15 protein-coding genes are annotated in these 13,251 nt (G+C 64.5%); 8 read left to right on the plus strand and 7 right to left on the minus strand.

What is annotated here, in order from left to right:
* The first annotated feature begins 1 nt into the window (after position 1).
* The 6 genes from NG1_RS21500 to NG1_RS36845 all read left to right on the plus strand — a co-directional run bounded on the left by NG1_RS21500 (position 2) and on the right by NG1_RS36845 (position 4,681).
* Positions 2-286, plus strand: a complete 285-nt coding sequence (locus NG1_RS21500) for a hypothetical protein (protein WP_062973488.1) — start codon at positions 2-4, stop codon at positions 284-286.
* On the plus strand, positions 283-489 hold the full coding sequence (locus NG1_RS21505) for a hypothetical protein (protein WP_062973490.1): 207 nt from the start codon (positions 283-285) through the stop codon (positions 487-489). Before NG1_RS21500 ends, NG1_RS21505 begins: the two co-directional genes overlap by 4 nt.
* A complete protein-coding gene (locus tag NG1_RS21510) occupies positions 486-1,139 on the plus strand; it encodes a hypothetical protein (protein WP_062973492.1) in 654 nt (217 codons plus the stop codon). The genes NG1_RS21505 and NG1_RS21510 overlap by 4 nt, the downstream gene beginning before the upstream one ends.
* A gap of 2 nt (positions 1,140-1,141) precedes the next feature.
* On the plus strand, positions 1,142-1,645 hold the full coding sequence (locus NG1_RS21515; protein ID WP_062973494.1) for a hypothetical protein: 504 nt from the start codon (positions 1,142-1,144) through the stop codon (positions 1,643-1,645).
* Positions 1,646-1,979: 334 nt separating this feature from the next.
* Positions 1,980-2,753, plus strand: a complete 774-nt coding sequence (locus NG1_RS21520) for a hypothetical protein (protein WP_157114164.1) — start codon at positions 1,980-1,982, stop codon at positions 2,751-2,753.
* A 323-nt stretch (positions 2,754-3,076) separates the two neighbouring features.
* Positions 3,077-4,681 carry a hypothetical protein gene (locus NG1_RS36845; protein WP_157114165.1) on the plus strand — a complete coding sequence of 535 codons (1,605 nt, stop codon included), beginning with the start codon at positions 3,077-3,079 and terminating at the stop codon, positions 4,679-4,681.
* A gap of 78 nt (positions 4,682-4,759) precedes the next feature.
* Here NG1_RS36845 and NG1_RS21525 read toward each other — a convergent pair whose 3' ends face one another.
* On the minus strand, positions 4,760-6,445 hold the full coding sequence (locus NG1_RS21525; protein WP_157114166.1) for a hypothetical protein: 1,686 nt from the start codon (positions 6,443-6,445) through the stop codon (positions 4,760-4,762).
* Between the two features lie 710 nt (positions 6,446-7,155).
* On the opposite strand from NG1_RS21525, the gene NG1_RS38865 reads away from it, so the two are divergent.
* Both NG1_RS38865 and NG1_RS21535 read left to right on the plus strand, forming a co-directional pair.
* Positions 7,156-7,581, plus strand: coding sequence for a GFA family protein (locus tag NG1_RS38865; protein WP_062973522.1), 426 nt, complete (start codon positions 7,156-7,158; stop codon positions 7,579-7,581).
* A 182-nt stretch (positions 7,582-7,763) separates the two neighbouring features.
* Complete coding sequence (locus tag NG1_RS21535; protein WP_062973501.1) at positions 7,764-8,129, plus strand: VOC family protein; 366 nt, start codon at positions 7,764-7,766, stop codon at positions 8,127-8,129.
* Between the two features lie 161 nt (positions 8,130-8,290).
* On the opposite strand, the gene NG1_RS21540 is transcribed toward NG1_RS21535, so the two are convergent.
* From NG1_RS21540 to NG1_RS21565, 6 genes are all read right to left on the minus strand, one after another.
* Complete coding sequence (locus NG1_RS21540) at positions 8,291-9,526, minus strand: cytochrome P450 family protein (RefSeq protein ID WP_062973503.1); 1,236 nt, start codon at positions 9,524-9,526, stop codon at positions 8,291-8,293.
* Positions 9,523-10,794 (minus strand): cytochrome P450 family protein, encoded by a 1,272-nt coding sequence (locus NG1_RS21545; RefSeq protein WP_062973505.1) that lies wholly within the window; start codon positions 10,792-10,794, stop codon positions 9,523-9,525. The genes NG1_RS21540 and NG1_RS21545 overlap by 4 nt, the downstream gene beginning before the upstream one ends.
* Entirely contained in the window at positions 10,791-11,435 is a 645-nt protein-coding gene (locus NG1_RS21550) for a GTP-binding protein (protein ID WP_062973507.1), read from the minus strand. The genes NG1_RS21545 and NG1_RS21550 overlap by 4 nt, the downstream gene beginning before the upstream one ends.
* Positions 11,416-11,781, minus strand: coding sequence for a DUF742 domain-containing protein (locus NG1_RS21555; protein ID WP_062973509.1), 366 nt, complete (start codon positions 11,779-11,781; stop codon positions 11,416-11,418). Before NG1_RS21555 ends, NG1_RS21550 begins: the two co-directional genes overlap by 20 nt.
* Complete coding sequence (locus NG1_RS21560; RefSeq protein WP_040866307.1) at positions 11,778-12,194, minus strand: roadblock/LC7 domain-containing protein; 417 nt, start codon at positions 12,192-12,194, stop codon at positions 11,778-11,780. Before NG1_RS21560 ends, NG1_RS21555 begins: the two co-directional genes overlap by 4 nt.
* Positions 12,191-13,251 (minus strand): sensor histidine kinase (locus tag NG1_RS21565; protein ID WP_062973524.1); only part of this gene is annotated, 1,061 nt, incomplete at its 5' end. The genes NG1_RS21560 and NG1_RS21565, both read right to left, overlap by 4 nt.

Here is a 13,251-nt window from a genome sequence, read left to right on the forward strand (position 1 = left end):
CATGGACAGCATCGGCGCGAACAACGAACGCCGGACCGAGGTCGACGGGCTCGAGGTGCTATGGCAACTGGTCGACCACACCGCCCGCATCGTGTCGGTACGCGAGGCAACCGGCGCGGTGCTGCTGTCGTGCGGCCCGGACCATCCCGACTTGGCCGCCGCCCGCGAGCGATTCCCGAAGCTGTCCGTCCTATGGGACGCGGTGCGCCACCAACTGTGGGCTGAACTCACACCGCCGCAACAACTCTCGTACGAGAGTCAGACAAACAAGCGGCCCGCCCGATGAACGGCTGGACTGTATTTTTGCTGGCCCTCGCAATCGTGCTCGGCCTGCCCGGCATCGCGTACATAGCGGTGCTGATGTGGCCCGAGCGTATCCCGGAAGACAAATCGGTACACGCGATAGCGGCCCGTATCCACGCCGAAGCCGACGCCGAGGACCCCCACGACGAACCGTACCCGCCCGACACACAGGAATGGCAACCATGACCCACCCTCGAACGCAGAACACCCCCATCGCCGATCCCGCGCCACTGCCACCGGTCCACATGGTCCAAGCCGCACTGGCCTACATGCTCACCGCCCACCGCTGCGAGGACGGACCCGTCGTCTACTCCTTCGGCACCGGCGAGGACGCCACCATCGGCATCAAGGCGTGCCCGGTCGAATGGCTTCCGCCCACCGCCGAGGAGATCCACCCCTACCAACGTGCGACCCGAGGATTGCGCGCCAGCGCACCGATTCCACTGTGGGGATTCGGCCTGTCCTATGACGGGTACGCGGAATTCTCCACCGTCGACGGCTCACACGAGATGCAGAACGCACTCGCCGCCGGGTCGTTGAGCGCGCGCCCCAACGCCCGACGAGTCTGCGCCACAACAATATTCGACTACACCGGCGACCGTCGCGACCTTCTACGCATCGAAGGGCAGACCACCACAACCGCGATCCACATCCCCGGCGAGACCAATCCGTTCCCACCACCAGGCCCAGAGGCTCACCTGTGGAGCGCGGCCATCGCACTCCACCCCGCCAACCCCGCACGGCTGACCTCATCGCCGTCGACAGGGAGTGCGGGCACGGCACTGCGCCTGCGCCGATACAGTGACGACGACCAGCCGGAAACAGAGGGGAGCTAGACGTGGGCGACGACGAACAAATGGGTTTCGATATCGAATTCGACAACAAGACCCAAGAATTCCTTGATTGGGTCTCACCCGAACGCATGGAATCAGGAGTGCGAGCATTCCTCGCCGAAACCATCCCTGGCATCGCTGACTACACTGATGCGTGGTGGATGCCACCGTTGACCATGCGAATCCTGGAAGCTACCAAAGAATTCTTCGGAGACAGAGCCGGATTTCTCGAGCCCAAAAATCGAGACGCGGCAGATCAATTCATTCGATTCTACGGCGAGTGCTTCGTACGACGTGCTGGAATGTCCTGGACCAATCGCCCCGAGTGGAGCAGCGCCCCGCTGTATCACGATTTCAGCCCGGCTGTGCACGACGGCAACGGTGACGAGCTGCGGAGCATTTTCGCGATGACAGACTATTTATTCGGCGAAGATGATGGTCCGGACATGGCGGATTATGTGATCACGTCGGCAACCCGTGACATTCGGAAGTCTCGAAGCGGCGCATAGATTTTCTCCACTGCATAAACGGGGGTGGGCACTGCTATGCCCGATGAATACGACGCCCTACGCAAGGACATGACCCGCTACGAACGCGGCCTATATTTCGAGCTGGGTCGAGCGCATGAAATGGGGGAAACCAAAGACAAAGGTTGGGTGCAGCAATTCAGAATACAGACCGCTAAAGGTCCTCGCGTATTGGACAACGCTCGGAGCGTAGGCCTGGGCATCGAAGGTGTCGAGCGGAAGTCGGGCAAGGTAAATGAGCGGGATGCACGCGAGCAGTTACACAAAGAGCGCAGGGCTCGAGGCCGGTCAAATAGTCCGCTCTCGGTGGGAAACCGTGGCCGGTGAAAAAGTTCCCGACAAGATACGCCAGCAGATACGGGACCTGGTCTCCGATTCCAAGGGTAAATTTCAGCACGTCGAAATCAGTCGAGAGGCAGCGACTCGCGCTGTCGAGGTCGGGCGGAGCCTCGCATCTCAGCAATTGGAGCTGATCCGGCCGTACGAGCTGCAACGCGCCGACCGCGCGCGGGAGCGGCTGGCTAACATACGCCAGATTGTGCGGGCACAAGAGCGAGCGGAAACATTTCGGAAAGCGCAGCAGTTCCGGGAAGCCGCTGCGCGTGGCCGGGCGGAGGCCCCGCAACGAATAGAGCGCGAGCAGGCCAAAGAGCAGGAAAAGCGAGCCCGGCAAGCGCACCAGACGCCGGAGACCGAACGGGCACGGATCGAACGGGAAGCCGCCGAACGGGTGGCGCAGGAGTTCCCAGTGCCCAGCCAGTCTCAGGAACGCGAAACCGCCGACACCGGGGAACAAGCGACCCTCGAAGCGGCCGACGCTGCCGAGCGTGCAGCAGCGGAGGCACGCGCAGCGGCAGCCGAGAAGGAACGTGAGGCAGCCGCCAAGGCCCTCGATGACACGCGGAACGCGGCGTACCGGGAGTTGGACGCGCAAGGGCGTCTGTCGGAGGTCGAAAGACTCGTGTGGTTGGGGCAGGCGCACCACCCGCAAGCAGCGGTGCGGCAACCGCCCGGTCACGAACCGGGCGTTGTACGTGGCGGCACCGGACACGGACAAGACCGCGCACGCGGAATAACTCGCGACCGATAACCACTCACTCCTCCCCAATCCACGCGGGGGCGTCCATGCTCACATCTGTTCCGCCGCATCGCAGCTTGTCAAGTGCTGCCGCGCCCCTCCGGGGCTTGCCACCCAACCCTGCTGGCCGCCAGGCATCCGGTCCGACTACTGGCCGCCGGCCGGTCGGCCCAAGGCAAGCCACTAAGGAGTGCGTAACCGAGATGTGACCCCGGCTAGTGGTGCCACCTATACACCACCTATCACTTGAGCTGCGGAACATTGCTTAGACGAGCTAAAGCGCTGGTCTGCTGTGTCGGGGGCGCTCATCCTGCGTCTCTGCTTAACTTGTCGTTATGTTCAACGAAGACGGAGTCGGCAAGGTTATAGCCCTTCGGATAGCATCACTGGTAGATACTGCTTCGGCATGGAACAACTATCTGTGGCAGGTCGGCACCCTAAGGGCTATGAGCGACTGCATGGCACTTGCTGATTCGAATACGACTGAAGCGCGAGTGCAGTATGTGATTAATTCGGCTCGACGGATAATCAAGAACGATCCAGTCCTATTGGGCCGTCGACGCGGTCAGGCTCTAGACTCTATGCCGAAGAAAGCTGATCAATTTCGGTCCGGAACTCACTCGTACTTCTTATTGAAGCATGAAATAGATCTACTCGAAAGCGAATATTTCAGCCTTTGGCAGAGATTTATCGCGAGCATCGACGAGCGAGAGGATCCTACTTCGACAAAGCTGGATTTGAATCTAATTTCTTGCTACATCGCGGGGCATCTGCGCTGGTGTGGTTTCTCGGACAAATGGATCCTGAAACACTGCAATTACCACATCAAGCATCGCCCAGAAGACTCTACCCTTGAGGAGATGCTAACCTCGGCTGCCCATGTTGCGCAGAATGGCCCTGGGGAGTACACATTCCTGGCGCCTCTGTCAACTAACGGCAAGTGCGACGTCGACAGCGAGCCGCCATGGTTATCGAAAAATGACTTCGAATCCAAATTTGCCGAGTACATGCCAAGCGAGGAAATGCCAAACAATGCGGGTGGACTGATCTTCCAGGCGTCAGCAATCGAGAAGTATCGCGCAACCGAGCTATTTGCCAAATTTCTACAAGATGCCCTGGCGAGAGGTCGTCTAATCGATGCAAAGTTGGAACTGAAATCCGACTGTGGAGCATGGATACACCCCGGCTCCAACGCGTTAAACCTGCCGGACTTGACGAGCACTACCTTTACCCCCTTGGAATCATTGGCAATGGGAGGTGACCGCTGGAATCTTCGAAGGCTTCGCCCGGAAATCGAAGCGGGGTTGGATCTATTATCTAATATCGGGGCAGTATCGATGAGATCTGCGTGCGTCACAACGTGGGCAATGGTCGAGACAATATTCGCTGATACATCCGACTTCGGCTCCCTTGCCGACATCTCCGATCGTCCCGCCGACTTATTGACATGCATGTACGTGACCAATCTCTTTGACAAGCTCGCGTCAAGTCATATCATGCTTGGTGACGATGAACTTGCGGCTGAACTCAATGAGGCCGACACGTATCGAAGGGTTGAGCTTACCGTTGATTCCCTTCTAGCGGGGCGGGTTTTATGCGTGGACGCCGAGCACGGCCCCATTCTTTTGCAGCAGGCTCGCAATCTAGCTGTCGAAACTGGGCGGTTTAACGTAATCCGTGCCGAGTTCTCAGAGTCTATCCGCAGATTGTACGGATCACGCAACGAGATCGTGCACGCTGGCGTCATCGAGCCGTATGGAATGGGTGAAAATTTGAGAGTTTCTGCCAGATTGTTGGCAGCCGTTCTAGATGAGGCCCTTCGTCACTCGCAAGTGTCTCGAGAGCCAGTAGCATTGGTTGCGGCGAAATGTCGCTGGTTGTTGAACCGGGTTGAGATTGGGGCGGATATTGCAGGACTCACTACTTTTCGTGAGAATTGATCTAACAAGCCTGGAGATTAATCGTTCCTTGCCGAAGGAATAGGAAGTCAAATCGATTTATCCAGTCCATAGAAAGCCCTAGGTCTCGGCGTGAAGTTGTTGGTCAAGTTTCGCCGCGGACTGAAGTATATGCATTGACAGGGGTCGAGGCATGCTGTTCACCTCAAGGAAATCCTGCAGGGGCAGCGGGACGGGGAACTTGCGCCAACGGTACAAGAACGTTACTACGTCGACCGGGAGGTGGTCACCGATCCCTTCCAGTAGCTGAAGATCCTGAAGCTGCAGGACAGTAGGGCGGGCGACACGACCTTGAAACTCGGCGAATACCGACATGGCGCGATTTCCGTTGTCGAGTTCGGACAGCATCGAGCTGGGCGTACCCGAGTTTGGCACGACGACGATGGGAAGGAAGATCGCATCCGGTTGTGGTTGCCCAGACCATCCCAGCCGACGCACGAGGCCCATGACCGAGGCGAGTTGCTTGAACTTGCGGTTGGTGAGGATCTTATCCGCGTCTGCGCTATAGGTCTCTCCGTCTGCAAGACCCTGCGCCAGCGCGGCGTTCACCGGGTGATGCGTCGCCTCCACAAGGATGCTGATCGGTCCGGCACGCAGCACCCAGTCGCACACCGAAGGCTTCTGTCCCTTCTTCTCCGTCCACTCATGCTCCATGATGGCTTCGGGGACGAGGGCGTCGATCCGCTGGCTGCGCGTTGTGATGCGTGTGAGGACGCCGCCCACAACGTCCTCGAACTGGTACTTGATCCCCTCGCCGAAACGCTTCGCGCTCGTATCGTCGCCGCTGGCTGCGAACGCAGCCATAACGTCGAACTGCGCGGGATCACCGAAGAACCGCTCGGTTGCCCATTGAGAGCGCAGGATCAGTACCTTTCGGTCTCCGAGATCGAGAAACGGGTACCGGGTGAACGTGTAGCGCTGGAGCTTGACGTCGCCTCGTTCGCGGTCGGCCGCAAGCTGCTCGCGATAGCGCTCAAGATCCAGCGACATGTTCCCGGTGATGAAGTCGCGCACCTGGCCGTCACTGATGAGGTCGTCGAGATGGACAATGGTCTGACCAGAAGCCCCTGCCTCTGCAACTGCAACGCCAGCTCGGAGGAAGTCGTTGAAGGCCATCCCGGTCGCCGATTTGAAGGTATCGGCGGGGGTGGCGCCAAGCGTGTCCGCCGCTCGATCGGCCCACGGCGAGTACCAAAAGTCTACGACGTCAGCCTTGAGGCACTCAATCTTGCGAGGTGTGTTAAACAGCATGCCAGCGGTATGTCCCTGAAGGAACTGGTGTGCTGTTGCGTACAACTCGTCAGGTGCCATCGCCTGAAACTTCGCGTCGAGCTGCGCCAAATCGGAGTCGGTCGGCACGTCGGACTCGAACTCGGCGGGCGTCTGCTGTTCGGTGGCGATGGAGAGCAGCAGGTGGACCAGCTCGTCCGCGCTCAGCAGTCTCGATGATGCCGAGTCAGTCTCCAGCAACTCGCGCATTAGTTGAACGGTCATCTGCGGGGCAGCGAAGACGTTGCCGCTGTTCACCTCCGCCCGAACTGCGGCAACCCAGTCCGCGGTAGTTCGCGCCAGCAGGTCCAATTGCAGCGGTTTGATGTCCCAGTGAGTCGTGGACGCGATGTCCCATCGGGCTTGGATGTCCACCACTCTCACAAGAGCGTCCTGTACATCAATCTCGCACAGCAGTGCTCCCCGTTCGTCCTCGGTCATCGCGGTGATACCCACCATTCCTGCGACGATGGCCATGGGCTGCTTCTGCAACGATTGGATCACCGGGCCGATCTCTGGCGGCAGACCTGTCAGGTCTGGCGTCGGAAAGTTGATGCCGGGGTTCGTCGGCTGCCTTCTTGCCCTACGTGTCTGCCTATTCGCCACCGGACAAATATTCCATGCCTATGGGGGTGCACAGCATTCGATCAACGAAAGTAGTCCAAACGGACTGCACAGTCTTGTACGGCAGCTCGAAGGTGACCAGCAGGTCAGTGAACAGCGCTCGGAGCACTGCTACGTTGGGTATCTGGCGACGGCGCACACGGAGTGTGTAAGCAACATCTCACCCCGGCGAGCATCGCGACCTCCTCCCGCCGCAGGCCGGGCGTCCGCCGCCGCCCTACCGTCGCCAGGCCGATGTCCTCCGGCGTGAGCCGGGCCCTACGGGTGCGGAGGAAGTCGCGGAGTTGGTCACGCCGGTGCAGCGCCGCCGAGGATTCGCTGGCCATAGGTCACGGTAACAACCGGTACTCCGGGTCGTGTGGTCTGTTCGCCGGTGGACCGGTCAGGGCGTCCGCGACCACCTGTCTACAAGGGTCTTCCATGCGGCCGCCTGAGTGACCGCGCCGGGCTGCACTCATCGATTTTCGCCGAGACCGCTGTGGAGTCGCCGAGCCGGCCTTCGCGACACATGCTTCTCTGCACTGAGCAAGCGAACTCGCCGTCGGCTGTGTGACAGAGTGACCATGCCTGCCCGGTCCCGCGACGGCGAAGGCCTTGCCGAATGGTGTCCAGCAAGAAGGAGCGATGTGAACGGCGGCTGTCTCTGCGGCAATATCCGGTTCTCCGCGACCGGCGACCCGGACTTCCCTCACCTGTGCTCGTGCGAGCACTGCCAGAGGCTGTCAGGCGCCCCGGTGATGTCGTGGGTATCCTTCCCGGAGGAAGGATTCGCGTGGACCGGTCCGGGCGGGGAACCGACCTGGTTCGAGACCTTCCCGCAGATCTGCCGCGGGTTCTGCCCGAAGTGCGGTTCCTCGGTCGCGTCCAAGGGAGATGAAGCCGGCTTGGTGGGGGTCACGATCACGGCCTTGGATGATCATGCGGGCCTGGTGCCGGTCAAGCAGAGCTTTGCTCACAACGCAGTCCCGTGGATGGCCCCGCTGAGTTGAGGCGCTGCCCCTGCGGGACAACCCATCCAGGCTGTCTCGCAAGGGTGTCGGTTTCGTTCTCCTAGCCCCTGCTGGGCGGTCGCGCCAGGGTGATCACGACGGGCCCGGTCTGCGGGTATCGCATAGTGAGCGTGACGATTCGAAGTGGAGATGACGTAAGACTCCGTCTCTATGCTGGATCGATGGCGTCGGTTAAACAGATCCAAGTCACCTTCGACTGCGCGGAACCTGAGCGCGTCGCTCGTTTCTGGTCTGAGGTATTGGGGTACGAGCAGCGAGGCTCAGCATGTATTGATCCCTCAGGTGCGGGCCCGCGCCTGTACTTCCAGCATGTGCCCGAGGGGAAGGTCGTGAAGAATCGGCTGCATCTCGATGTGCGGGTCGGCACCGGGCTCGTGGGTGACGAGCGCGTGGCTGCACTCGAGTCCGAATGCGCACGGCTGGTCGCGCTCGGCGCGGTCCGCGTGCGTCTACTGCGCGCCGATGGCGTCAACGAGTCGTGCCTGGTGATGCAGGACATCGAGGGCAACGAGTTCTGTCTCGACTGAGTAGCCGAGAACGTGGCACCTTCGCACGGATCCGCCAGCGGCCAGCACGAACATCCGCTTCTGCCGCATAGGGCACTGATCGAACCGGCCGGCGTGGGGCAGATCAACGGCCCGAGTCTTTCTCGGGCCGTTGGCGTCCGCGCGGAACGCGTTGCCTCGGGTCAGTTCCCGAGATGCACGGGGAACGCTTCGAGGTCGTTCTGGGTGAGCACCGGCAGGTTGCGGATCTCTTCGACCGGGACGGCGAAGCGCAGGCCGGGGAAGCGGGCGAACAAGGCAGGCAGCGCGATCCCGGCTTCCAGGCGGGCAAGGGCCGCGCCGGGGCAGATGTGCGGGCCGTATCCGAAAGCCAAGTGGCGGTTGGCGGTCGCGCGGGAGACGTCGAAGTTGTCGGCGTCCGGGCCGTGCACGGCGAAATCCCGGCCGATCGCACGGTAGGACATCACCACTCCCTCGCCCTGCGCGATGACCGTGTCACCGACGGTGATGTCCTCGGTGGCGAACCGCATCAGCAGATGGGTGACCGGGCTGTCCCAGCGCAGGGTCTCCTCCACTGCGGCCTCCCAGGTGAGGTCGCCGGCGCGGATGGCGCTCAGCTGTTCCGGCCGCCCCAGCAGGGCGCGCACGGCGTTGAGGATGAGGCCGATGGTGGTCTCGTGCCCGGCGGCCACCAGTGCCTTCAGGTTGCCCACCACTTCTTCTTCGGTGAGCGGCTCGGTGCCGTCGCCGCCGACGATGAAAGCGCTGGTCAGGTCGTCGGCCGGGGCGGCGGTCTTCTTGCGCACCAGGTCGGTGAAATAGAGGTCCAGCTCGTCGATCACCCGCAGTCGCTCCTCCTGCGGGGTCAGCAGGGAGAAGAACGCTTTGTACCGGTCGAGCAGCATCGGATGGTCGGCGCGGTCCACGCCCATCAGCTCGCTGATGACCCGCATGGGCAGGGGGTAGGCGAACACCGTCTTGAGGTCGGCCGCCGCGCCCTCGCGGCCTGCCTCGGCGAGATCGTCGAGCAACTCGGCGGTCATCCGCTCGATCGTCGGCCGCAGCGCGTCGAGCCTGCGCTTGGTCAGCGCCTGGGTGGTCTTGATCCGCAGCCTGCGGTGCTCGGCGCCGTCGACGGTGAACATGGAGCGACCCGCGTCGATCATGCCGATCAGCGGCCACTGCCTGGTCACCGCGCCGGACTGCCACAGCGACCACGCGTTGATGTCCTTGACCAGCCGGGTGTCGACGAGCAGCTGCCTGGCGAGCGTGTGCTGGGTGACGGTCCAGGCGGGCACGCCGAGCAGTTCGATCCGCGCGAGCGGGCCTTCGGCGCGTAGCCGACTGGTCTCCGCGCCCAGGTCGCCGACCATCGGATCGATGACAAGGGTTGCTGCGTGCGGGCATTCGGTGCTCACGGGGTACCTCCGACGGCGCGAACGGGTGTGAAGCGGACGGGCAGGGATGTCATGCCGCGCAGGAAGGCCGACGGTCGCCGGACCAGATTCCGGGCGGGTACCGCCAGATCGAGGTCGGGCAGCCGGTCGAGCAGGACCTCGATGCCGGTGCGCGCGATGACCTCGGCGATCTCCTGCGCGGGAAAGGGGCAGCGGTATTCGCCGTAGCTGAACGCGAAATGCGCGCTGTTGCCGGTGTGCGCGGGCTCGGCGCCGTCGGAGACATGCTGGCGCACATGCGGATCGGCATTGGCCGCGGCCAAGCCGAGCAACAGCATGTCCCCGGCGCGGATCACCTTGTCGCCCAGGCGCGTGTCGCGGGCGGCCCAGCGCCCGGCGAGGATCTGGGTCGGCGTGTCCTCCCACAGGACTTCGTTCATCGCCTGGCCAACGCTGTGGCGCCCACCGCCGAGGGCGGCGGCGAACCGGTCGTCGGTGAGCATCAGCCGCACCGAGTTCCCGATCCAGTCGGCCGTGGGCAGATACCCCGCGGCGGTGACCGCCATCAGGTCGAGGACGTATTCCTGGTCGGTGAACGGACCGGGATGCGCGAGCATCCAGGACACCAGATCGGAGCCCCGCGCGGCCTTCTTGCTCGCCAGCAGGCGCTGCATGTGCTCGGCGAACTGCTGATGCGCGGCCTGCGCATCGGACCCGCCGTCGGCGAGGGTCTTCATCGTCCACGCCACCTGCGGTCCGTCCTCGTCGGGGAAACCGAGGATCCGTGCGAGCGCCAGCACCGGCAGCGGCTCGGCGAAATCGGCGACCAGTTCCGCTTCACCCCGGCCGCAGAACGCGTCGATCAAGCGGTCGGCCAAATCCTCACAGGCGCGGCGCAATCCGAAGGTGTCGACCGCCTCCAGCGCCGGCTCCACCATCGCCACGTGCCTGCGGTGCTCGGCGCCCGCGGTGAAATAGATCGATGGCATCGGCTGCCCGACCATCGGCAGCAGCGGCCAGTCCGGCGGGATGTTCGGCCACTGGTTCCAGCGGCCGACATCGCGCGGGAACAATTCGGGATCGCTGGTCACCTGGTGCACTTCCCGGTAGCCGATGACCAGCCACGCGGGGACGCCGCCGGGCAACTCGACGGCGACCACCGGGCCGTGCTCGCGGCGCATCTCGTGATAGAGCTGGTGCGGATCGGTATGGAAACGCGGGCCGCTCAACGTCACCGGGGCGGCGTGAACGGGGCAGCTGTCGGTGGAACTCGGCGCGGGCGTGGTCATGACGCGGCCTCCGGAGTGGGGAGCAGGGGGCGCCGGTCCGCCGGGGGCGGGGCGAGGGAGTAGAGGCGCTCGACGAGGGTGATGAGGACGCCCTTGCCGGACTCGCGGGAGCGGGCGTCGCAGTCGATCACCGGTACGTGCGGATCCAGGTCGAGCGCGTCGCGGACCTCGTCGGGGCGGTGGCCTCCGCCGAAGTCGTTGCAGGCGACGACGAACGGCGTCTTCTGGTGTTCCAGCCGGTCGACGGCGTACCAGGAGTCGGCGATCCGGTGCGGGTCGACCAGCACGATCGCGCCGAGCGCCCCGGTGAACAGCCGGTCCCAGAGGAACCGGAACCGCTCCTGCCCCGGTGCGCCGAAGAGGTACAGCACGTGTTCGTCGTCGATGGTGATCCGGCCGAAGTCGAAGGCGACGGTCGTCGTCGACTTGCCGGGCGCGCCACTGGGATCGTCGATGCCCAGCCCCTCGTCGGTCATGATCGCCTCGGTGTCCAGCGGCCGGATCTCGCTGACCGCCCGGACCATCGTCGTCTTGCCCACGCCGAAACCGCCGACGATGACGATCTTCAGTCCCCGCGTGGTAGCACGATGCAGGGGCGCGTCCGCGCGGGCCGGGCGCGGGTCAGAGTTTGCGAAGTCCAACGAGCACCTTCTCCAGCGTCGTGGTGTCGGGCAGGGAGTGCCAGGGCGAGCCGGGCGGACCGGCCAGCGGCGGACGCACGGTGATCTTGCCCGCGTGCAGCAGGTCCGACAGCAGGATGGTGGCGATGCCGACCGGAATCCGCAGCTCCGCGGCGATTTCCACGACGGCGGTCGGGGAGCGGCACAGATCGAGGATCGCCACGTGCTCGGACTGCATGCCCGCGGTCGGCGCGCACTCGCTGACCACCAGGGTGACCAGATCGAAGGTGTCGGAGTCCGGCATGCTGCGGCCACCGGTCAGCGTGTAGAGCCGATCGGGGTCGTCGTCGCGGCCTGGCCTGGTCACGACACGCCCGCTCCCGGGAAGCGCGGCGCGGCCGCCAAGTACTCACCCAGTTGTTCGACCAGTTCGCGCATGTTGTGGCCGACCAGTCCCGCGTCCGCGTCCTCGGCGGCGACGACCGCGATGTGCGCGCCGAGCCCGGCTTCGACGATGAACAGGATGCCGCCGTAGAACTCCGTCATCGACTGGCGCACCCCGGCCCGGCCGTCGCCGAACTCCACCGACGCGCCGTGCGAGAGGCTCTGGATGCCCGCCGCGATGGCGGCGAGCTGGTCGGCCCCGTCCACGGTGAGTTCGGGCGTGTGGCAGATCTTCAACCCGTCGCTGGACAGCAGCAGGGCATGCCTGGTGCGCGGGGTGCGGGTGAGCAGCTGTTCCAACAGCCAGCTCAGCCGAGCGGTCTCGGAGGTCGTCATAGTTCGTTCTCCACGGAGCCGGAAGGGGCGGGGGTAGGGGTGGCGTCACGGCCGATCGCGGGCCCGCTCACCGCACGCTGGAACGCGCCGAGCGAGTCGGGGCGTGCCGCGGGGGGAGTCGGCGCGGCGGGCTCCGGTGCGGCGAGCCCGCCGGGATGGACGGCGGCCAGCGTGCTGCCTCGGCGGCGCTTGGGCAGCGCGGGGCTCGCGCCGGCCGGAGCGTTCTCGGCGGTGGACGGCCGCGCCGAGACGGATCGCACGGGCTCCGGACCGGCGTGCGTGCGCTCCGGCGGCGCGGTGTTGCGGGTGCGTGCGACGGGCAGCGTGCCGGTGACGGTGGACGCCTGCGGCCGCTCCGTGCGGGTGGTGAGATCCCGCGGGATGACCACGACCACGGCGGTGCCGCCGATGGCGGAGGGCCGGTAGGAGACGGTGAGCCCGTGCTTGCGCGCGAGATTGCCCACCACGGCGAGGCCGAGCCGGGTCCCGGTCAGCGACGACAGGTCGACGCCGGCGCCGCGCGCGTCCGGTCCGGCCGCCACCGCTGCCTCGGCGCGGCGCAGCGCCGACTCGCTCATGACCAATCCGCTGTCCTCGATGGTGATGATGACGCCCGCCGGGACCTCGGCGGCGTAGACGTGCACCTCGGTGGTGGGCGGGGAGAAGTTGCAGGCGTTGTCGAGCAGCTCCGCCAGCGCGTGCATGACGCCTTCCGCGGCGTGGCCGGAGATCGCGATGTCGGCGACGGCGCGCAGCCGTACCCGTTGATAACCCGCGACGCGCCCCATCGCGCCGCGCAGAATCGATTCCATGGCAATCGGTTTGGCCCATCGGCGGCCGGATCGCGCGCCGCTGAGCACGGCGATGCTGTCGGCCAGCCTGCCCGCCTGGGCGGTGTGGTGATCCAGTTGCAGCAGATCGGCGAGCACGGTGGGATCGCCGTGCCGGTGCTCCATCTCGCGCAGCTCCGCGAGCATGCTGGTGGTCATCGCCTGCATGCGGCCCGCCGCGCCCGCGAACGCCGCCATGGCCGCGGCACGGCGGTTCTCGCTGCTCT

This window comes from Nocardia gamkensis NBRC 108242 (assembly GCF_001612985.1).
GTDB lineage: Bacteria > Actinomycetota > Actinomycetes > Mycobacteriales > Mycobacteriaceae > Nocardia > Nocardia gamkensis.